Here is a 19,833-nt window from a genome sequence, read left to right on the forward strand (position 1 = left end):
GGCCCCCCCCGCGCCGGGGCGGGGCGGGGGGTATGGGAAAGGCTCACCTCGCGGAGCGAGGTGAGCCTTTGGTTGTAGCCCCGACCGGATTCGAACCGGCGCTACCGCCTTGAGAGGGCGGCGTCCTGGGCCGCTAGACGACGGGGCCAGAACTTTTCCGTTCACCGCCCTCGCGGGCGGTGCGACTGTAGTCTAGCGGCACCGTACCCGGGCACGAGCGCGGGGTGCGGGGGTCGCCAGTAGGCAGGGCAGCGCAGCCAACGGGCCCGCCGGCGGACAAGGAACGGGCCGCCGACACACAAGGAACGGGCCGCCGACACACAAGGAACGGCCCGCCGACACACAAGAAACAGGCCCGCCGGCAAACACGGAACAGGCCCGGAGGCAAACACGAGACGGCCTGCCGGCAGGCAGGGAACAGCCCGGCGGCGGACACGAAACAGCCCGCCCCACGAGGTGGGACGGGCTGTGCACGATGTAGCCCCGACCGGATTCGAACCGGCGCTACCGCCTTGAGAGGGCGGCGTCCTGGGCCGCTAGACGACGGGGCCAGAACAACTTTCGCTCCCCCACCGTTACGGCGGAGGAGCTGCACTCTACCGAAGACCGCCCTCCGCCCCCGGAGGGGCGGAGTCGAACTCCGTCAGAATCCAGCGTCTGAAATTCTCGCGAATTCCAGCAGCGCTGGGGTACCAGGACTCGAACCTAGACTAACTGAACCAGAATCAGTCGGGCTGCCAATTACCCCATACCCCATTGGCCCCTTGCGGCGCCGGGAGTGAACTTTACCCTCCCGGTGCCGACAGGCCAAATCCGATCCCCCCGAACCACCCTTGAGCTGCGGAAACAGGGGCATCAGACGGATCAGGCGACGGGAACCACCGGGTTGGTGAGCTCGCCGATGCCGTCGATCCGCACGGTGACCGTATCCCCCTCGACAAGCGGGCTAACCCCGGCCGGAGTGCCGGTGAGAACGACGTCGCCGGGCAGCAGAGTCATCACGTGCGAGATGTACGACACCAGGCCCGGCACGTCGAAGACCATGTCCTTCGTCCGGCCGAGTTGGCGTACCTCCATCTCCTCCGGGTTGCGACCCACCTCACACCGGATCTCCAGGTCGGAGACGTCCAGCCCGGTGGTGATCCACGGGCCGATCGGGCAGAACGAGTCGAAGCCCTTGGCCCGGGTCCACTGCCCGTCCGAACGCTGGAGGTCCCGCGCGGTGACGTCGTTGGCGCAGGTGTAGCCGAAGATGGCGCGTTCGGCGGCGGCCCGGTCGGCGCGGCGCGCGCCGGGCGCCCCGATCACGACCGCCAACTCGGCCTCGTGCTCGACCTGCTTGGAGAAGATCGGCAGGCGGATGGCGTCGCGGGGGCCGATCACCGAGGTGGACGGCTTGAGGAAGAGCAGCGGCTCCTTTGGCACCTCGTTGCCGAGCTCGGCGGCGTGGTCGGCGTAGTTGCGGCCGACGCAGACGACCTTGCTGGGCAGGATCGGCGAGAGCAACCGGACGTCGGAGAGGGCCCAGCGGGCCCCACTGAAGGAGAGGTTGCCGAACGGGTGACCCTCGATCTCGGCGATGGTCAGACCCTGCGGCCCGGCCTCCACCTCGCCTTCGACGGCACCGAACGACATTCCCTTGGCATGGGCGAAACGAGCGATACGCACCCGGCCAATCTAGCCCCGCCGGCCCCCCGACCGGCCAGGACCGGCGTTCGGGTGTGCTCAACCCGTCAGCAGCGCGGCACCCTACCGGAGCGTGAGGTGACCGGGGCGGGCTTCCCGACTTCGTACCCGCACGGAGGCGGCTCGCCCCTAGCGTCGGCTCCGGAGGTTCGTCGTATGCCTGCATCGACACGACACCACAGAGCCCTCGCAGTGTTCGTGCACTGCCTCGGCATCCTCGCCGCCGTTCCGGCCCTGCCGTCGGCGGCTCCGGAGGCGGCGGCCACGCCACGACCGGCGGCGGCCACGCCACGACCGGCGGCGGCCACACCGGGGCCAGCAGCGGCCACACCGGGACCGGCAGCGGCCACACCGCGACCAGCAACGGCCACACCGAGGCAAGCGGCGGCCACGCCCGGGCTGGCAGCGGCCACAGCGGGACCAGCGACGGCCGCCACCGCGCCGCCGCCGGCCGCCGGGCCGGCGGGCACTGCCACACCACGTCCCGGCGACCCACGGACCTCGGCGGTGCGGCCGGAGGTGTACCGGGCCGACCGGCCGACCGTGGCGATGGTCGCGAGGGTGACCGAGCCCACCCCGCCCTCGGCGCCACCGGCGATGGCGCCGCCCACCCGGGCACCGGCGTCGGCGCCGCCGCAACAGGTGACCGTGGCCGTCGCGACGGAGAACAGCCCGGCACCGAGGTACCGGATCCAGGTGCGCAACGTCAGCAACTCGCCGTTGGAGACCACGGTGCGTCAGGAACTGCCGCCGGGCTCGTCGACGACCGCGATCAGCGGTGGTGGCCGGTCCACCCCCGCCGGCGGATCGTCCACCGAGGTGACCTGGCGGTTGCGACTGCCGGCGCACAGCACCACCACGCTCGGCACCGCGCTCGCCGCGACCGCGCCGGGCCGGCCGGTGACCGCGCCGACCTGCGCGTTCACGAGTGACGGCAGCCGGCCGTACGACTGCGCCACGGCCACCTGGCAGGCGGCCGGGGCACCGGCGGCCAAGGTGACCGAGGCGCCGGTATGGCGTCGCTACCCGGTGCTGCTCGCCGGGCTGGCGGTCCTGCTGGTGCTCAGCGCCGCCCTGGTGTGGGTGTGGCGGCGTCGGCGCGGTCGCCGGGTGACGGCCGCCGCGCTCTCCACCGGCGGCGGAGCCGAGGATGGCCGCGGGACGGTCTACCCCCGACCGGCGGCCCCGAGTCCGGTACGACGTCGGCGCACCCCGCCGGTCTGGATGTTGGTGGGCGCCGCCGTCGTGGTGCTGGCCGGGTTGGTCGGGACGGTGGGTTGGACGGCGACCCGACAGGTGTCGGCGATCGACACACAGAAGCAGCCCACCAGCGGCGCGTGGCGGGGCACCGGGGTCACCGGGGCGCTTGGCGTGCCGCTGCGGGAGTCGGCGTTCGAGTTCACCGTGTACCGGATGATCTGCGGCGCGCCCGGCACCGCCGGCAAGTCCGCCGGCGGTGGTGCGGCACCGGCCAACGGTCGACGCTGCGAGGCCACCGTGGGTGTGCGCAACCTCACCGGCGACCACCAGCCCTGGCACAGCGAGCTGCAACGGGCGTACCTGCCCGGTGGGCGGTGGGTGAGCACCGACGAGTCGGCCACCCGAACGGCGAACCTGGGTCGGGACGTCTTCGCCGACCCGATGGCCGCGGGCACCCGGATGGTGCTGCCGCTGGTCTTCACGGTCGACGGGCGGGACCCGCCCCAGCAGCTGGAGCTGCGCAGCGGGGTGTTCTCCGCCGGGGTCCGGGTGCAGATGCCCTGACCGGTGCGCGGGCGGCGGTCGTACCCTGGGGTGCGTGACCGCCGCCCTCGCCCCCGCCGTGCTCGACGTGGCGCAGTGGCAGGCCCGCCGACGGGCCCACGAGGAACGGGTCGACGTCTGGCTGACACCGCACCTGGCCCGGCGGCGGCGCGGTGAGCGGCATCCGGTGGCCGACTTCCTGTTCACCTACTACTCGCACCGCCCGGCCCAGCTTCGTCGCTGGCATCCGGGCCCCGGGGTCGAGCTGCGCGATGCGGATCCGGCCGAGTTCGGCCGCGACTACCGCGCCACCGCCGCCGGGGTCACCCTCGACACCGATGGGGTACGCGGCCGCCGCGGCGAGTCGATCGCCTGGATCCGCACCCTGCTGGCGGCGACACGTGAGCGGGCGCCGCACTTCGGCTGCTTCGGGATGCACGAGTGGGCGATGGTCTACCGGCAGACCCGCGACGAGCTGCGGCACAACGCCTGGCCACTGCGGTTGAGCGCGGAGCAGACCGCAGCGGTAGTCGAGGAGCGGGGCGTGCGGTGCAGCCACTTCGACGCGTTCCGGTTCTTCACCCCGCCGGCCCGCCCGTTGAACCTGCTCACCCCGACCCGGGAGACGCAGCACGCGCACGAGCAGCCGGGCTGCCTGCACGCCAACATGGACCTGTACAAGTGGGCGTACAAGTTGTCGCCGTTGGTCTCTTCGGAGCTGGTGGCCGACGCGTTCGACCTGGCCCGGGACGTCCGCACCTTGGACATGCGGGCCAGCCCGTACGACCTGGCGGCACTGGGCTACCCGCCGGTGCGGGTGGAGACCCCGGACGGCCGGGCCGAGTACGCGGCGGCGCAGCGCGCCTTCGCCGAGCGGGCCGCAGTGCTGCGCGACCGGTTGCTCGCCGCCGTCCCGGCCCAGTAACCGCCACCCAGGCCAAAGGCCGTCGATCATGGAGTTGTGGTGGGTCGCAAAGCGCCTTTGTGCGACCAGACCGGGCACCACAACTCCTTGATCGACCGAGAGTGGCTGCGCACCGCACGTCACCGTCGACCGCGCCGAACGCTGTCGGATCAGTCGTCGTCGGCGCGGCGGTCCCGCTTGCGTTGGGACTGGCGTTTCTTCTCGGCGAGCCGACGCTCCTTGGCCCCACGGGACGGGCGGGTCGCTCGGCGGGCCGGTGGTGCCGGCGCTGCGGCCTCTCGCAGCAGTGCGGTCATCCGCGCCCGGGCGGCCTCGCGGTTGGCCAACTGGGCCCGGTGCTCGCTCGCGGCGATCGTCAGCACCCCGTCGACCAGGCGGTTGGCCAGTCGGGCCAGCGCCCGCGACCGCAGCCAGTCGGGCACGGCCGGAGAGTTGGCCAGGTCGTAGCTCAGTTCAACCCGGGAGTCCGCAGTATTGACACCCTGGCCACCCGGCCCCGAGGAGCGGGAGAAGCGCTCCCGCAACTCCCCGGCCGGGACGACCCACCGGTCGGTCACCCGCAGTCCGTCGTCCACGCCCCGAGGCTAACCCGCGTCGCCCCGTCGGAGGTCATCGGTGCGGGGGCTCGCTCCGGGTCGGGGACTGGCTGGGCGCCGGCCCGGCGGTCTCGTTGTCGGAGCCGACCGCCGCGTACGCCACCGCGCCGAAGAGCAGCAGCCCGATCACCGCGGCCTTGACGGTGACGCCCCGGATCAGCGACCAGGCTCCGCGGCGGGCGCCAGGCACCGATTTCTTGACGGTCTGGTAGTCGTTCCACCCGCGTCGTGCCCGGGCGTACGCCGACCCCACTGCACATCCGATGACCAGGCCCACCAGCAGGAGGACCGTGAGAAGAGGACGCTCCACCTCCGCCAGTATTCACACCGAACGGCACATTTCCATGATCCGATGCCGTCCGGCCGGATATCCGACAGTGGTGGCCCGCCGGGCGGGCGTTCGGGCAGCTCAGCCACCCTTACCGATGATCGTGTCGGCGGTCTGCTGCACCTGGTCGATCGGAATGGCGAACCCGATACCGATCGACCCGCTTCCATCGATGGTGGCGATGGCGGTGTTCACTCCGACCACCTCTCCGCGCGCGTTCACCAGTGGCCCACCGGAGTTGCCGGGGTTGATGGAGGCGTCGGTCTGCACCGCCGTGTGCCGGTTGTTGCCGAGCCGTACCTCACGGTCCAGCGCGCTGACGATGCCAGCGGTGACCGTCCCGGCCAGGCCGAGTGGCGAACCGACCGCGAGCACCGGCTCACCGACCCGGGTGGCGCCGGGTTTGGCCAGGGGCAGTGGGGTGAGGCCCGCCGACGCCGGCACCTTGAGTACCGCCAGGTCGCTGCGCGGCTCCCGTCCGACCACCTCGGCGGCGAACCGACGGCCGTCGGGCAGCTCCACGGTCACCGGCCCGCCACCGCCCTTGGCCAGGATGTGGTCGTTGGTGATGAGGTGCTGCTGGTCGTCCACGGCGAAGCCGGACCCGGTCGCGGACCCGCCGGTCGAGGACCCGCCGGTCGCGCCGCCAGCAAGCACCGACACCACCCCGGGTACGGTCTTCTCGGCCGCGGTGACCAGCTCGGCCGGCACCGGGGCGGCGGACGCCGCAGCCGGGCCACCGACCCCGTCCCGGCTGGCCACCACGCCACCGGCGAGAGCACCGGAGACGGCCGAGACCGCCACCACGCCCAGTACGGCCAGCAGTCGCCCGGGCCGTCGCCCGCCCGGGTCGCGTTCGGGCGCGTCCCACCACCCGCGCCCGTCCGGGTCGAGTTCCGGCGAGATGAACCAGGGACCACGCGGTTCGCCCAGTCCGGTCTGCACTGCCATGCGTACTCCTCACTGTCGACGTCGGTTGTGCGCGGCGGTCAGGGCAGCCGGGAGAACCAGCGCATCGAGCCGGCGGCGGCACCCATCGCGAACACCAGTCCGAGGCCGATGAACCGGGCCGAGACGTCCTGCCGCTCGGTGCGGTAGCCGACCGAGCTGCCGATGTCGTCGTAGACGGCGCGCAGCTCGTCGGTGGTGCTGGCCTCGTGGAACATCCCGCCGGTCTCCTCGGCGACCGCCTTGAGGGTCTGCCCGTCCACGGGTACCTGGATGGGCCGTCCACCGCGGTCGACGAACCCGGACGGTGTGCCGAACGAGATCGAGTGCACCGGCACCTCCGCCTTCACCGCCTCGGCGGCCGCCTCCATCGGGTCCATCCCGGAGGTGTTGGCGCCGTCGGAGAGCAGGATGATCCGGGCCGGCGGCGGCTCTTTCGCGGCTTCGCTGTCCAGGCCCTTGACCGCGCCGAGCGAGGTGTTGATGGCCTCACCGATCGCGGTGCCCTGCACGCCGGTGATGCCCTCGGCGAGCCGACCGATCCCCTCGTCGAGGGCGTCCCGGTCGGTGCCCGGGGGCACCAGCACGGCGGCGCTGCCGGCGAAGGCGACGAGCCCGACGTTGAACTCGTCGGGCAGACCCTCGACGAAGCGCCGGGCGGCCTGCTTCGCCGCGGCCAACCGGTCCGGTTCGACGTCGGTGGCGAGCATCGAGGTGGAGACGTCCACCGCCACCATCACGGTGGCCCGTTCCCGGGGCACCCGGACCTCGGCGCTCGGGCGGGCGAAGCCGACCACGAGCAGCGCCAGCATGGCCAGGAAGAGCCCAGCCGGTACGTGCCGACGCCAGGCGGGCCGTTGCGGCGCGACCCGGTCCAGCAGTCGCAGGTTGGTGAAGCGGACCGCGTACCGGCTGCGTCGCCGCTGCACCACGAGGTACGCGACGACCAGGGCGAGCACGCCGATCAGCAGCCAGAGTCGCAGCGGCGACTGCCAGATCACGCGACACCTCCCCGGAATTGGCCGGCCGGGGCGGCGGCCAGCCGACGCTGGGCGTGCACGTGTCGGACGATGTCCGCGCTCCAGTCGCCGTCGGTGCGCAGCGGCAGGTGGGTGGCCCCACTGCGGCGCAGCGCCTGGTGGACCTGTTCGCGCTGGGCGGTCGCGGCCTCCGCGTACCGCTCGCGCAGCCTCCGGTCCGATGTGCACACCTCGCGGTGTCGACCGGTCTCCGGGTCGACGAGCGTGATCAGGCCGACGTCCGGTATTTCCCACTCACGCGGGTCGGTCACCTCGATCGCCAGCACCTGGTGCCGGACGGCCAGCCGACGCAGGGTCCGCTCCCAGGGCGCTGCCGCGTGGGGATCGTCGGGCAGACCGTCGAGGAAGTCGGAGACCACCACGACCAGCCCTCGTCGGTTGGCGATCCGGTGCAGCGCGTCGAGTCCGTCGGCGAGGTCGGGTGGTCGGGCCGTCGGCCCCCGCCCCGGCCGGTCGGTGGGCTCGGTGGCGCGCGGGGCGGCGAGCAGCGTGCGGAGCAGGGCAAGCAGATGGGTACGCCCGCTGCGGGCCGGGAAGCGACGTACCCCGTCGGCGCGCAGCACCTGGGCACCGAGCCGGTTGCCGACGCCCGCGGTGAGGAAGCCGACCGCCGCGACGGCGGCCACCGCCAGTTCCCGTTTGTCCAGCTCGGCGGTGCCGAACTCCATGCTGGCGCTGCCGTCGACGAGGAGCCAGGTGGTCAGTTCCCGGTCGGCGTCGACCTGCCGGACGTGCGGCACGGCGGTCCGGGCCGTCACCGCCCAGTCCATCCGGCGGACCTCGTCCTCGCCCGGCCGGTACTCGCGGCTGCCGGACGGTTCGCTGCCCGGGCCGGGCAGCAGACCGCGGTACTGACCGTGCAGCAGACCGTTCAGTCGGCGCGTGACGGTCAGCTCCAGGCGGCGCAGGCGCTGGTCCGGTGCCAGCTCGGCCAGGCCGGGGTCGGCGGGCGTGCCTGCCGACGCGACGGCGGCGCGTCTCATGCCGCCGCCAGGTCCGGCGCCTGCTGGGGGTGCCTGGCGGCCAGCCGGGGCGGCGACACCGCCTCGACGAGCCGACGCACCACGCTCTCGGCGGACACCCCGTCGGCAACCGCGTCGAAGGAGAGCACCAGTCGGTGGGCGAGGACGTCGACGGCCAGCTCACGGATGTCCTCGGGCAGCACGTACTCCCGACCCCGCAGCAGGGCCTGCGCCCGGGCGGCCGCCACCAGGCCCAGGGTGGCGCGTGGGCTGGCCCCGTACGCCAGTAGCGGGGCGATCTCCGGCAGGCCGAACCGGCCGGGGTCGCGGGTGGCGAGGATCAGCCGCACCACGTACTCGGCCAACGCGTGGTGGACGAAGACCCGCTCGGCGTGGATCTGGAGGTCCCGCAGCCGTTGGGCGTCGAGCACCTGGCGCGGAGTCGGCCGGTCGGTGCTCATCCGGTAGAGGATGGCCAGCTCGTCGGCGTCGCTGGGGTAGTCGACGACCACCTTCATCAGGAACCGGTCCCGCTGCGCCTCGGGGAGTTGGTAGACCCCCTCGGACTCGATCGGGTTCTGGGTGGCCAGCACCAGGAACGGCTCCGGCACGGGCCAGCTGCGACCACCTATCGACACCTGCCGCTCGGCCATCGCCTCCAGCAGCGCCGACTGGACCTTCGCGGGAGCCCGGTTGATTTCGTCGGCAAGCACGAGATTGGCCATGATCGGGCCCAGCTCGATGTCGAAGGTCTCCTTGGACGCCCGGTAGATCCGGGTGCCCACGATGTCGGACGGCACCAGGTCCGGGGTGAACTGGATCCGGGAGAAGGTGCCGCCGACCACTGTCGCGAGGGTCTGCGCGGCCAGGGTCTTGGCCACGCCGGGGACCCCCTCCAGGAGGCAGTGTCCGTTCGCGACCAGGGCGGTGAGCAGGCGTTCGACGAGGCGATCCTGCCCGACGATCACGCGTTTGACCTCGAAGAGGGTCTGTTCCAGCTCGATGCCGGTCGGCTCCGGATCGACCGGGCTGGGCATGCTGGCCAGGGTGTCCGAGATGTCCGTCACGGTGCTTGCTTCCCGGGCACACCCTCGGCAAACGTCGGATTGTGCGGCCCGGAGTGGCCTTCAGCAGCCCGAACGGGCATGGACCGCGCAGAAGGGTGACGAGCGGCGCGAGGCCGTCGAAGCGGCACGCAACCGGCAGGTGAACGCCGGGTCCGGAGGGCTCACCTCGACCGGACGGCGAGCGGCCCCCGCGCAGGATGCGCGGGGGCCGGTGCCGGTTCGATCAGGGCGTGTGGGTGAGCAGGGTGAAGCCCAGGTTGGCCGGCGTACCGGCCGAGTTGCGGGTCTGCACGAAGACCGCGTTTGGCGTCAGCAGCCGCGGGGCGACCGAGACCTCACCGCCGGGCGGGATGCAGCAGGAGCCGGACAGGGAGAGGGTGGCCAGGAAGGCACCGGCCGAGACGTTGTGACCGAAGATCACCTCGTACTCCCCGACGCCGTACTTGACCACGGTGCCGGTGCCGCGCGCCTTGGTGCCGTTGGAGTTGACGACGGTGAAGACGTTCGTGGCCACCAGTGGAGTGGCCGCGTTCGCCTTCAGCGCCGCCTTGGCGATGCGCGCCGACTCGGCGCTGACCGGCGGCTGGGCGTTCGTGCCGCGTGCCGGCTGGACGGCTTCCTGCGGCGCCTTCGCCGACGGCTGGGCGATAGCGATGCCCCCGCCGGCGAGACTGAGCCCGAGGACGGCGAACGTGACCGCCGCCACCTTACGTCGGAAGGATGTACTCATGACAGGTCCCCCTTGTGTGACCGGGTGAATTCGGCCGACCCGCGGGGCGGGACGGATGATTGCCCAAAAATAGGCGTACGACGACGGTTGGGTGGGGGTGAAGCTGCTTCGCCTAACACCCGAGGAGATTGATTTCTCAGCAATCTACATCCCCTCTGAGCTGCTGTTACTACTCAGAGTTGCGTCGTTTAAACCAGATGGAACGTAGCACCGGAAAAAGCGGCCAGTCAATAGTTGATCTCGCTTTTCCAGGGTGTCAACCAACCGTCAGACAATTGTGAAATGTGAGTGCGTCACCATTCACGAAATAGCTTCGCCGAGCCCGGCTAGGATCACCGTCGTGATCATCGACGCTCCGCCCCGGCGCCGGAACGCGCGGCTCGGCACGGTGCTCTGCTGGCTCGCCGCCGCACCCACCGCCCTCTGGGCGGTCGCCCGACTGCTCGGCCTGGACCGGGGGCCGTTGGTGCAGGCGCTCGCCTTCACGCCGTACGTCGCAGGCGGCAGCGTGCTGGTCCTGGCCCTCGCGCTCGCCCTGCGGCGCTGGTGGCCGGCGGCGCTCGCGGCCCTGGCGGCGGTGGCGTTGCTCGGCACCGTCACACCTCGGGCGCTGGCCAGCCCGCAGCCGGCGGCGAGCGGGCCGACCGTGCGGCTCCTCACCGCCAACCTGCTCGCCGGCGCCGGTGACGCGCGAACGCTCGTGGAACTCGTCCGCCGACACCGGGTGGACGTGCTCACCGTGCAGGAGTTCACCCCGGACGCGCAGACCGCTCTGGATCAGCTCGGCCTCGACACGCTGCTGCCGCACCGGCAGCTCAACCCGGAGATCGGCACCGCCGGCTCCGGGCTCTACTCGCGGTGGCCGATCACCGACGGCGGCGCCCGACGCAACCTCAACGGTTGGGGCTTCAACCAGGCGTACGCGACGGTCTCCGTCCCCGGAGGGCCCCCGGTCCGGGTCGAGTCGGCCCACCCCTCGGCGCCGTACGCGCTCAACCAGGTGGGCGCGTGGCGCGCCGACCTGACCGCCCAACCACCGGCCACCCCGGACGGTGGCCTGCGGATCCTCGCCGGAGACTTCAACGCGACCCTCGACCACGGTCCACTGCGGGCCCTGCTACGCACCGGTTACGTCGACGCCGCCGACGCGACGGGGCAGGGCCTGACCGGCACCTGGGGCCCGTACGACGGCGACCTCATCCCACCCGTCACCATCGACCACGTCCTGGTCGACCACCGGATAGCCGTCCGCTCCGTACGGGTGCTGACCCTGCCCGGCAGCGACCACCGCCCCGTCCAAGCCACTCTCACCCTCCCCCAACCCACCCCCTAAACCCCATCCCGCGCTGCCCCCGCCCCCCCCAACCGCACGCCCCACGCCCCACGCCCCACGCCCCACGCCCCACGACCCACGCCGATCAAGGAGTTGTGGTGGGGGCTTTGGGCACCAAAGCCCGGTACGTACACCACCACAACTCCATGATCGCAGGGGCGGCGGTCGGGGCAGGTCGGGGCAGGTCGGGGCGAAGGTAGGCGGGGTCGGGGCGAAGGGCGGCGTGGGGTGGGCGCGGGGGTTAGACGGAGGTGGGGGCTAGGCCGTAGGTGAGGGCGTCTACCAGGGCGTGCCAGCTGGCCTCGACCACGTTGGGGTGGACGCCTACCGTGGTCCAGTCGCGGCCATTGCCGTTCGAGGTTTCCAACAGGACCCGGGTGACCGCGCCGGTGCCGTGGCTGCCCTCCAGGATGCGCACCTTGTAGTCGGCCAGTTCGAAGTCGCGCAGCTGCGGGTAGTGCCGCTCCAGCCCCACCCGCAGCGCCTCGTCGAGGGCGTTGACCGGGCCGTTGCCCTCAGCGGTGGCGATCACCCGTTCCCCACGAACCCGGATCTTGACGGTCGCCTCGGAGACCACCGCGCCGTCCTCGCGGTGCTCGACCAACACCCGGTACGACTCCAGGGTGAACGGGCGGGCCGGGCTGCCCTCCGGCAGCTCGGAGCGGACCAGCAACTCGAAGGACGCATCGGCGGCCTCGAAGGACCAGCCACCCGCCTCCAGTTCCTTGACCCGCTTGGTGACCCGGGTCAGGGCCTCCGGGCTGCCGGCCAGGTCCAGGCCGAGCTCGCGACTCTTCAGCTCGACGCTGGCCCGACCGGCCATCTCGGTGACCAGGATCCGCATGTCGTTGCCCACCACCGCCGGGTCCACGTGGTTGTAGAGCAACGGGTCGACCTTGATCGCGCTCGCGTGCAGCCCGGCCTTGTGGGCGAAGGCGGCGGCCCCGGCGTACGCCTGGTGGGTGTCGGGGGCGATGTTTGCGATCTCGGCGATGGCGTGCGAGACCCGCACCATCTGTGCCAGGCAACCCTCCGGTAGGACGGGCATGCCGAGCTTGAGTTGGAGGTTGGCGACGACCGCGAAGAGGTCGGCGTTGCCGGGGCGCTCGCCGTACCCGTTGGCGGTGCCCTGCACGTGGCGGACGCCCGCTTCCACTGCGGCGATGGTGTTGGCCACCGCGCAGGCGGTGTCGTTCTGGGCGTGCATGCCGAGCAGCCCGGCGTCGATCCCCAGCCGCTCGGTCAGGTCGAGGATCACGGCGGTCACCTGCGACGGCAGCATGCCGCCGTTGGTGTCGCAGAGCACCATCCGCTCGGCGCCGGCGGCGAGCGCGGTCTGCACCACGGCGGCGCCGTACGCGGGGTCGTGCCGGTAGCCGTCGAAGAAGTGTTCGCCGTCGACGAAGACGCGCCGGCCCTCGCGGACGAGGTGGTCGACGGTGTCGTGGATCATCGCCAGGTTCTCTGCGCCGGTGGTGCGCAGGGCGCGTTCGACGTGCCGGGTGTCGGCCTTGGCGACCAGGGCCACCGCCGGGGTCTGCGCGTCCAGCAGGGCCTGCACCTGGGGGTCGTCCGCGACCGGAACGCCGGCCTTACGGGTGGCGCCGAACGCGACGAGTACGGCATGCCGCAGGTCCAACTCGGTGCGGGCGCGGCGGAAGAACTCGGTGTCCTTCGGTACCGCGCCCGGCCAGCCGCCCTCGATGAAGCCGACGCCGAACTCGTCGAGCAGCCGGGCCACGGCCAGCTTGTCGACCACCGAGTAGGTGAGCCCCTCGCGCTGGGCGCCGTCGCGCAATGTGGTGTCGAAGACCTGGAACGTCATCAGGATCCTTTCTCGGAGCAACAAAAAGACCTCCCGCGGGATGCGGGAGGTCTGCGCGCTCGGCAGAGGGGAGAGCCGGCGCGCTAGGTCGCAATAATCAGGGCGGTGCTGGTCACGATGGCCACTCTGCCACCCCTCGCCGGGTTTTGGGAGGATCAATCCATATGGCGGGACAGTTACTGAGGGTTCGTTCAGCCCGCACCACCGCTCGTGATCGGCTTCACAAGCCCCCCAGGCCGCTGATCAGCGGCACCAGCCATGCGGAAGCATCTGGAACGGATCCGAGGACGGCCACCGCGCCGTCGCCAAGGAGGACCTGTGCTCACCGTCAGTGACCGCTTACCTGAGCACAGGCCCACCGCCTGCGTATCGTCGGGCGCCAACAACACGTCCAGGACGATCGACCACATGTCCCACGAGGGCAAGTGGCGTGTGGTCTTCGTCGGGCCGATGGCTCGCACCGCCATCAGCCCGGCGAAGACCGCCGGGGTCTGATCATGGGTCTGGACGCGATCACCGCAGCCCTGCCCGGGTACGCCCGGGACATCGCGCTCAATCTGGGCTCCACCCTCGGCACCACGGCGTTGACCCCGGCGCAGACCTGGGGCACCGCGCTTGCCTGCGCGGTGGCAGCCCGTAACCCGGTGGTGCTGCGCGAGGTCGCGGACGAGGCACTCGGGCACCTCGGGCCGGAGGGTGTCGAGGCCGCCAAGGGCGCCGCCGCGATCATGGCGATGAACAACGTCTACTACCAGGCCAAGCACCTCGTCGGCGACGAGCGGTACGCCTCGATGCCGGCCCGGCTGCGGATGCGGATCATCGCGCGACCGGGCGTGGACAAGTACGACTTCGAACTGTGGTGCTTCGCCGTGTCGGCGATCGCCGGCTGCGCCGTGTGTTTGGAGTTGCACGAGAAGAAGCTGCGCGCCAGCGGTCTCACCCCGGAGCAACTGCACGACGCCCTGCGGATCTCCGCCGTGGTGCACGCCGCGGCGGTCACCCTGGACGCCGAGGCAGCGCTGGCCTGAACGCGGTACGCCCCGGACGGGCCGATGCCGCACCTCGCGGGCGTCGGCCGGATCGCCGCACCTCCCGGGCGTCGGCCGGATCGCCGCACCTCGCGGGCGTCGGCCCCTCGCCGTTTCCGGCCCCCGACGCTCGGGTAGCTCCTAGGGGACATCAGGTGATCGGTGACAGTCAGGAGTGAACGGCATGGACAGGATCGATCCGCACGCCACTCACGCCGGGCCGGACCCACTGCCTGGCGGTGACCAGGGCTCGGTTCCCGGGGGCGCGCCGGCCGGCACGTTCGACCCCTGGCGCTACCGCGACCAGGCCGGCGTGGCCGACGCCGATCTGGTCGGCTACAAGGTCGAGGCCACCGACGGCGGGGTCGGCAAGATCGACAGCGCGAGCCACGAGGTGGGTGGCAGCTACCTCGTCGTGGACACCGGGCCGTGGATCTTCGGCAAGAAGGTGATGCTGCCGGCCGGCACCATCAACCAGGTCGACCACGACCAGCGCACCGTCTCCGTCGACCGGACCCGGGACCAGATCAAGGCCGCCCCGGAGTACGACGAGACGAGCCACAGCGACCCGGCCTACCGGGACCAGTTGGGTGGCTACTACGACGAGACGTACGGCGCGCTGCCACCCGGCACGGCACGGTGACTGTTCGACCCGTCGGCCGGTGGGGCACCGCCCCACCGGCCGTTACCGTGTGAACGTGGACGCCATCGAGGACAATCGCCAGCTCTCGCTCCCCGCCACCTTCAACTTCCGCGACGTCGGCGGCTACGTCGGCCACGACGACCGCTCCGTTCGCCGGGGCCGGCTCTACCGCTCCGACTCACTGCACCGCCTCACCGAACAGGACCGGGACGCGTTCGCCGCGATCGGGATCCGCACCGTCATCGACCTCCGTCGCCCCACCGAGGTGGAGCGGGACGGCCGGGTGCCGGCGTACCAGGGGCTGACCTACCGGAACATCCACCCGGAGCACGACGACTGGACGAAGACGCCGCACGAGGAGGGTGCCAGCCTGGCCCGGTACCTCGCCGACAGGTACGCCGACCTGGCCCAGACCGGCACCGCCGGGCTGGGCGAGGCGGTCGGGCTGATCGCCGACTCCGCAAACGCCCCGGTGGTGGTGCACTGCGTCGCCGGCAAGGACCGCACCGGCATCGTCTGCGCGCTGACCCTCGCCGTGCTCGGCGTGGACGACGCGGACATCACCGCGGACTACGCGTTGAGCACCGCGGCGTCGGCCCGGTACAGCGCCTGGCTGGCCACCGTCATGCCGGAGGCGGTGAATGTGCCGGCGCCGTTCCTGAGTTCCCCCGCCGAGGCGATGCAGATCTTCCTCGACGAGCTGCGCGCCGGGCACGGCTCGGTGGAGGCGTACCTGCGCCATGCCGGCGTGACCGACGAGCAGCTCGCCGCGCTCCGCGACCACCTGCTCGGCGAGCCCGGCACGGCGAAACCCGCCGACGCGTAGGGCCGACCGCGCCGGCCTGTCCGGGTGGACGGGCCGGCGCGGTCACCGGGGTCAGAAGACCCGCTGCACCCAACCGTGCGGGTCGGCAGCCTTGCCCCGCTGGATGTCGACCAACTGCTGACGCAGCGCCATGGTGACCTGACCGGGCTCGCCACCACCGATCAGGAACTCGCCCTCGGGGGAACGGACCCCACCGATCGGGGTGACCACCGCGGCGGTACCGCAGGCGAAGACCTCCCGGAGGCGACCGCTGGCGGCGTCGGCCTGCCAGTCGGCGAAGCTGACCGGTCGCTCCTCGACCCGGTGACCGGCCGCGCCGGCAAGCGCGAGAACGGCGTCCCGGGTGATGCCCGGCAGGATCGTGCCGGTCAGCGGCGGGGTGACCACGGTGCCGTCGTCGTAGACGAAGAACACGTTCATGCCGCCCAGTTCGTCGACGAACCGACGCTCCACCGCGTCCAGGAAGACGACCTGGTCGCAGCCGGCCTCGATGGCCTCCGCCTGGGCCGCCAGCGACGCGGCGTAGTTGCCGCCACACTTGGCGGCGCCGGTGCCACCGGGCGCGGCCCGGGTGTAGTCCGGGGAGACCCAGACGGTGACCGGCTTGACCCCGCCGCTGAAGTACGACCCGGCCGGTGAGGCGATCACCATGTAGAGGTACTCGTTGGCCGGGCGGACGCCGAGGAAGACCTCGCTGGCGAACATGAAGGGCCGCAGGTAGAGGCTGCCGTCCTCGTCGGTGGGGATCCACTCCCGGTCGATCTCGATGAGCTTGTGCAGCGAGTCGACGAACACCTCCGGCGGCAGCACCGGCATCGCCATCCGCTGCGCGGAGGTGGCGAAGCGGGCCGCGTTGGCGTCCGGCCGGAACATCGTCACGCCACCGTCGGCCGTGCGGTACGCCTTGAGCCCTTCGAAGATCTCCTGCGCGTAGTGCAGCACCGCGCTGGCCGGGTCCATCGGGATCGGCCCACGGGCCTCCACCCGGGCGTCGTACCAGCCCTTGCCGTCGGCGTAGCGGACGGTGACCATGTGGTCGGTGAAGACCCGGCCGAAGCCGGGGTTGGTCAGCAGCGCGGCCCGATCGGAGGCGGATACCGGCGCGGCATTCGGACGGATCTCGAAGTCGAGCGTGTCACCACCGCTCATCGCACTGGCCTCCCTGGGGAAAAACGGCATGCGGGACCGCACACCGACATGGCTGTACCAGAAACCTACCCCGAACGGTCGTTAAGCGGGTAGCGGCGGGTGGGCCGGGCGGAGTGCCCGGCCAGGCCGACGTCGGGTCGGTCGCCGAGACGTCAGGCTACGGCGTGGGCGGCGAGCCGGTCGCCGACCTCTTCGGTACGCAGCGTCACACCCGGAACCCGGCTGGCCAGCTCGGCGGCGACCGCCGCGTCGACCCGGGCGGCAGCCTCGCTGTGCCCGAGCTGCTCCAGCAGCAACGCGGCGGAGAGCACCGCGGCGACCGGGTCGGCGACGCCCTGCCCGGCGATGTCCGGCGCCGAGCCGTGCACCGGCTCGAACATCGAGGGGTACGCCCCCTCGGGGTTGATGCAGCCGCTGGCGGCCAGCCCGATCCCTCCGGTGACGGCGGCGGCGATGTCGGTGAGGATGTCGCCGAAGAGGTTGTCGGTGACCACCACGTCGTAGCGCTGCGGCTGGGTGACCAGGAACATGGCCGCCGCGTCGACGTGCTGGTACTCGGTGGCGATGTCCGGGTGCTCGGCGGCGACCGCGTCGAACGTGCGCGCCCACAGCGACCCGGCGTGGGTGAGCACGTTGGTCTTGTGCACGAGGGTGACCTTGCGCCGCTCCCGGCGGCCGGCGCGGGCGAACGCGTCGCGGATCACCCGCTCCACGCCGTGTCGGGTGTTCAGGCTCTCCTCGGTGGCGACCTCGGCCGGGGTGTCCCGGTGCAGGGAACCACCGGCGCCGGCATAGAGCCCCTCGGTGCCCTCGCGCACCACCACGAGGTCGACCTCGCCCGGCTTCACGGCGCTCAGCGGGCCGGCGACCCCGGACCAGAGCCGGGACGGGCGCAGGTTGACGTACTGGTCGAAGGCGAAGCGGAGCTTGAGCAGCAGCCCCCGCTCCAGCACACCCGGCGGGACCGTCGGGTCGCCGACCGCACCGAGCAGGATGGCGTCGTGCCCGGCCAGCTCGGTAAGCACCGAGTCGGGCAGCACCTCGCCGGTGCGGTGCCAGCGGGCGGCACCGAGGTCGTACTCGGTGGCCTGCACGTCGGGCAGCACCGCGTCGAGGACCTTGCGGGCCTGCGCGACCACCTCGGGCCCGATGCCGTCTCCGGCCACCACCGCGATCCGCGCCACGACCGCACTCCTCTGTTCAACGGTTCAGTCCGGGCAACGGTACGTCGCCGTCCCGCCTCCCGGTACGGAGCGTCCATAATTTGGGACGCGCAGATGCACAGCACCCTCTCAGCTGGGACTCATGGGGCGGTCATCTCCGCTGCCTACCGTAGTGCTCGGTGGGTCGCGGGGGCCTGCCGACCAACGGAGTCGCGCGGACGCGACGCCACGTGCGAGGGGGCAGATGCGATGCGCATCGACGAGCAGCCACGGACCCGCTGGCCGGACCCGTCCGCGTTCCGTAACCGCCGGCCGGACCTCCGACTCGGCAGCCGCCGACAGCGGATCGACCCGACCGCCGCCACCGAGGGCCGGATCGCGGTGCAGCACACCGTACGCACCGCGACCGCGGAGTACACCCTGCTGCTCAACGCGCCCGAGTGGCTCGGCCGCCGGGGTGTCGGCGAAGCACTGCGGGACAGCGTCGCCGAGCTGCGCGCCATCGACCTCACCTACAGCCCCCACCGACCGGAGAGCCTGGTCTCCCGGCTACGTCGGGGCGAGATCAGCCCGGACTCGTACCCACCGCTCGCCGACCTGGTGGACCGCTGCGCGGCGATGCGCGCGGCCACCGACGGGTGGTTCGACGCGTGGGCGGTACCCGGCGGCTTCGACCCGGGCGGCCTGCTCGGCGGTTGGGCGGTGGAACGCGCCGCCGAGCGACTCCGGGCCGCCGGCATCCACGACTACGCCGTACTCGCCGGCGCCGACCTCGTCGTCCGGGGCCGCGCGCCGCACGGGGGCCCCTGGCGGGTGGCGGTGCACCACCCGACCGCACCCGAACGCGCGCCGCTGGTGCTGGAGATGACCGCCGGCGCGATCGGCACCTCCGGGGTGACCGGCCGCCAGGGGCATGTGGTGGACCCGCACACCGGCGAGCCGGCAAACCACCTCGTCGCCGCCACCGTCGTGGGCCCCGACCTGACGTTCGCCGACGCCTACGCCACCGCGCTCTACGCGGCCGGCGCCACCGGCCTGACGTGGTTCCGGGGCAACTCCGACTATCGCGCGCTCTTCGCACACCGTCGCTGAGCGGAGCGTCGCCGCGATCGGCCCCCACAGTCTCGGCAACGACCATGGGGGCCGGTCAGCGACGAGTGCGCGTGGCTCGCACAACCGAGGGGTGCGGACCGGTCGGGCCGGACGTCGACCGCGCCACCCGAAGACGGGCCGGCGCCGCGAACTCGGCCAGTGACCGCAGTGCGTACGCTAGCGAATCGACGCAACTCGACGCAAGAGTCTCCACACCGGACCGTCTCGACCGGAGACTGCGGCGATCGTTGGTTGACCGGCGGCGAGGCAGTTTCGACATGGTGAACGGCGGATGGCACGCTATCCGCCGTGAGTTTCGATCTGAGCGTGTGGGCCCTGGAGGACGGGGCGACGCCCGAGGACGTACGGACAGCGGTCAACGGTTGCCGGCAGGGACGGCACGTGGACCGCTACCCCGACCCGCGGGTGGTCAGCTTCTACCGGGCGATCACCGCCTCCTATCCGGACCGTCACCCCGGCCCGAACAGCCCGTGGGCGGTGGCGCCGCTGCACGCGGCCCACGACCACGTCGAGTTGAACCTGCACCCGACCTGCGCGGACCAGGTGCTTTTGGACATCGAGCGGCTGGCCGGCGAGCACGGGCTGATGTTGTTCGACCCGCAGGACGGCTCGGTCTACCCGCCTCCGGCGCGACTGCACGGCTGACCCGACCGGCGGCGCGGCTGCACGGCTGACCCGACCGGCGGCGCGGCACGGACAGGAAATGACGAGGGGCCCGGCGAATCGCC

The 19,833-nt window shown here is 72.1% G+C and carries 20 protein-coding genes and 3 tRNA genes; 9 read left to right on the forward strand and 14 right to left on the reverse strand.

Going from position 1 to position 19,833, the window contains the following annotated elements; all coding sequences use genetic code 11:
- Positions 1-75 precede the first annotated feature (75 nt).
- The 4 genes from AB0C15_RS14100 to AB0C15_RS14115 all read right to left on the reverse strand — a co-directional run bounded on the left by AB0C15_RS14100 (position 76) and on the right by AB0C15_RS14115 (position 1,668).
- Positions 76-148 (reverse strand) — tRNA-Glu (locus AB0C15_RS14100).
- Between the two features lie 330 nt (positions 149-478).
- Positions 479-551, reverse strand: a tRNA-Glu gene (locus AB0C15_RS14105).
- Positions 552-684: 133 nt separating this feature from the next.
- Positions 685-756, reverse strand: a tRNA-Gln gene (locus AB0C15_RS14110).
- Positions 757-864: 108 nt separating this feature from the next.
- The gene (locus AB0C15_RS14115) at positions 865-1,668 is read right to left on the reverse strand and encodes a fumarylacetoacetate hydrolase family protein (protein WP_357351752.1); all 804 of its coding nucleotides are present in this window, start codon (positions 1,666-1,668) and stop codon (positions 865-867) included.
- 567 nt (positions 1,669-2,235) lie between these two features.
- On the opposite strand from AB0C15_RS14115, the gene AB0C15_RS14120 reads away from it, so the two are divergent.
- Together AB0C15_RS14120 and AB0C15_RS14125 are read left to right on the forward strand one after the other, a co-directional pair.
- The gene (locus tag AB0C15_RS14120) at positions 2,236-3,450 is read left to right on the forward strand and encodes a hypothetical protein (RefSeq protein ID WP_357352138.1); all 1,215 of its coding nucleotides are present in this window, start codon (positions 2,236-2,238) and stop codon (positions 3,448-3,450) included.
- Positions 3,451-3,484: 34 nt separating this feature from the next.
- Positions 3,485-4,354: a 3-methyladenine DNA glycosylase gene (locus AB0C15_RS14125; protein WP_357351754.1), complete on the forward strand. Its 870-nt coding sequence runs from the start codon at positions 3,485-3,487 to the stop codon at positions 4,352-4,354.
- A 149-nt stretch (positions 4,355-4,503) separates the two neighbouring features.
- Here the strand turns inward: AB0C15_RS14125 and arfB are convergent, their stop codons facing one another.
- From arfB to AB0C15_RS14160, 7 genes are all read right to left on the reverse strand, one after another.
- Positions 4,504-4,929, reverse strand: a complete 426-nt coding sequence (gene arfB, locus AB0C15_RS14130) for an alternative ribosome rescue aminoacyl-tRNA hydrolase ArfB (protein ID WP_357351756.1) — start codon at positions 4,927-4,929, stop codon at positions 4,504-4,506.
- Between the two features lie 34 nt (positions 4,930-4,963).
- On the reverse strand, positions 4,964-5,260 hold the full coding sequence (locus AB0C15_RS14135; protein WP_357351758.1) for a hypothetical protein: 297 nt from the start codon (positions 5,258-5,260) through the stop codon (positions 4,964-4,966).
- Between the two features lie 99 nt (positions 5,261-5,359).
- Positions 5,360-6,229, reverse strand: coding sequence for a trypsin-like peptidase domain-containing protein (locus AB0C15_RS14140; protein WP_357351760.1), 870 nt, complete (start codon positions 6,227-6,229; stop codon positions 5,360-5,362).
- A 38-nt stretch (positions 6,230-6,267) separates the two neighbouring features.
- Positions 6,268-7,227: a VWA domain-containing protein gene (locus tag AB0C15_RS14145; protein WP_357351762.1), complete on the reverse strand. Its 960-nt coding sequence runs from the start codon at positions 7,225-7,227 to the stop codon at positions 6,268-6,270.
- Positions 7,224-8,249: a DUF58 domain-containing protein gene (locus AB0C15_RS14150; protein ID WP_357351764.1), complete on the reverse strand. Its 1,026-nt coding sequence runs from the start codon at positions 8,247-8,249 to the stop codon at positions 7,224-7,226. Before AB0C15_RS14150 ends, AB0C15_RS14145 begins: the two co-directional genes overlap by 4 nt.
- Positions 8,246-9,295, reverse strand: a complete 1,050-nt coding sequence (locus AB0C15_RS14155) for an AAA family ATPase (RefSeq protein ID WP_357351766.1) — start codon at positions 9,293-9,295, stop codon at positions 8,246-8,248. Before AB0C15_RS14155 ends, AB0C15_RS14150 begins: the two co-directional genes overlap by 4 nt.
- Positions 9,296-9,518: 223 nt before the next feature.
- Complete coding sequence (locus AB0C15_RS14160) at positions 9,519-10,025, reverse strand: hypothetical protein (RefSeq protein WP_357351768.1); 507 nt, start codon at positions 10,023-10,025, stop codon at positions 9,519-9,521.
- 388 nt (positions 10,026-10,413) lie between these two features.
- On the opposite strand from AB0C15_RS14160, the gene AB0C15_RS14165 reads away from it, so the two are divergent.
- Positions 10,414-11,358, forward strand: a complete 945-nt coding sequence (locus AB0C15_RS14165) for an endonuclease/exonuclease/phosphatase family protein (RefSeq protein WP_357352140.1) — start codon at positions 10,414-10,416, stop codon at positions 11,356-11,358.
- Between the two features lie 241 nt (positions 11,359-11,599).
- On the opposite strand, the gene cimA is transcribed toward AB0C15_RS14165, so the two are convergent.
- A complete protein-coding gene (gene cimA / locus AB0C15_RS14170; RefSeq protein WP_357351770.1) occupies positions 11,600-13,183 on the reverse strand; it encodes a citramalate synthase in 1,584 nt (527 codons plus the stop codon).
- A 318-nt stretch (positions 13,184-13,501) separates the two neighbouring features.
- On the opposite strand from cimA, the gene AB0C15_RS14175 reads away from it, so the two are divergent.
- From AB0C15_RS14175 to AB0C15_RS14190, 4 genes are all read left to right on the forward strand, one after another.
- Complete coding sequence (locus tag AB0C15_RS14175; protein ID WP_357351772.1) at positions 13,502-13,678, forward strand: hypothetical protein; 177 nt, start codon at positions 13,502-13,504, stop codon at positions 13,676-13,678.
- A gap of 2 nt (positions 13,679-13,680) precedes the next feature.
- A complete protein-coding gene (locus AB0C15_RS14180) occupies positions 13,681-14,211 on the forward strand; it encodes a carboxymuconolactone decarboxylase family protein (protein ID WP_357351774.1) in 531 nt (176 codons plus the stop codon).
- 184 nt (positions 14,212-14,395) lie between these two features.
- Positions 14,396-14,854, forward strand: a complete 459-nt coding sequence (locus AB0C15_RS14185) for a PRC-barrel domain containing protein (protein WP_357351776.1) — start codon at positions 14,396-14,398, stop codon at positions 14,852-14,854.
- 55 nt (positions 14,855-14,909) lie between these two features.
- A complete protein-coding gene (locus AB0C15_RS14190) occupies positions 14,910-15,680 on the forward strand; it encodes a tyrosine-protein phosphatase (RefSeq protein WP_357351778.1) in 771 nt (256 codons plus the stop codon).
- 51 nt (positions 15,681-15,731) lie between these two features.
- On the opposite strand, the gene AB0C15_RS14195 is transcribed toward AB0C15_RS14190, so the two are convergent.
- Positions 15,732-16,829: a branched-chain amino acid aminotransferase gene (locus tag AB0C15_RS14195; RefSeq protein WP_357351780.1), complete on the reverse strand. Its 1,098-nt coding sequence runs from the start codon at positions 16,827-16,829 to the stop codon at positions 15,732-15,734.
- 152 nt (positions 16,830-16,981) lie between these two features.
- Positions 16,982-18,013 carry a 3-isopropylmalate dehydrogenase gene (locus AB0C15_RS14200; protein ID WP_357351782.1) on the reverse strand — a complete coding sequence of 344 codons (1,032 nt, stop codon included), beginning with the start codon at positions 18,011-18,013 and terminating at the stop codon, positions 16,982-16,984.
- A 228-nt stretch (positions 18,014-18,241) separates the two neighbouring features.
- Here AB0C15_RS14200 and AB0C15_RS14205 point away from each other — a divergent pair, with 228 nt between their 5' ends.
- On the forward strand, positions 18,242-19,084 hold the full coding sequence (locus AB0C15_RS14205; RefSeq protein ID WP_357351784.1) for an FAD:protein FMN transferase: 843 nt from the start codon (positions 18,242-18,244) through the stop codon (positions 19,082-19,084).
- 309 nt (positions 19,085-19,393) lie between these two features.
- Positions 19,394-19,750 (forward strand): hypothetical protein, encoded by a 357-nt coding sequence (locus AB0C15_RS14210; protein ID WP_238671028.1) that lies wholly within the window; start codon positions 19,394-19,396, stop codon positions 19,748-19,750.
- Positions 19,751-19,833: the final 83 nt, after the last annotated feature.

Origin of the sequence: Micromonospora sp. NPDC048835 (assembly GCF_040649995.1) — a bacterium.
Taxonomy (GTDB): domain Bacteria; phylum Actinomycetota; class Actinomycetes; order Mycobacteriales; family Micromonosporaceae; genus Micromonospora.

Coding starts and splice junctions, on each gene's coding strand:
- AB0C15_RS14120 (WP_357352138.1), top strand. CDS start 2,236: ATGGTCGCGAGGGTGACCGAGCCCACCCCGCCCTCGGCGCCACCGGCG.
- AB0C15_RS14140 (WP_357351760.1), bottom strand. CDS start 6,229: ATGGCAGTGCAGACCGGACTGGGCGAACCGCGTGGTCCCTGGTTCATC.
- AB0C15_RS14150 (WP_357351764.1), bottom strand. CDS start 8,249: ATGAGACGCGCCGCCGTCGCGTCGGCAGGCACGCCCGCCGACCCCGGC.
- AB0C15_RS14160 (WP_357351768.1), bottom strand. CDS start 10,025: ATGAGTACATCCTTCCGACGTAAGGTGGCGGCGGTCACGTTCGCCGTC.
- cimA (WP_357351770.1), bottom strand. CDS start 13,183: ATGACGTTCCAGGTCTTCGACACCACATTGCGCGACGGCGCCCAGCGC.
- AB0C15_RS14180 (WP_357351774.1), top strand. CDS start 13,681: ATGGGTCTGGACGCGATCACCGCAGCCCTGCCCGGGTACGCCCGGGAC.
- AB0C15_RS14185 (WP_357351776.1), top strand. CDS start 14,396: ATGGACAGGATCGATCCGCACGCCACTCACGCCGGGCCGGACCCACTG.
- AB0C15_RS14195 (WP_357351780.1), bottom strand. CDS start 16,829: ATGAGCGGTGGTGACACGCTCGACTTCGAGATCCGTCCGAATGCCGCG.
- AB0C15_RS14205 (WP_357351784.1), top strand. CDS start 18,242: ATGCGCATCGACGAGCAGCCACGGACCCGCTGGCCGGACCCGTCCGCG.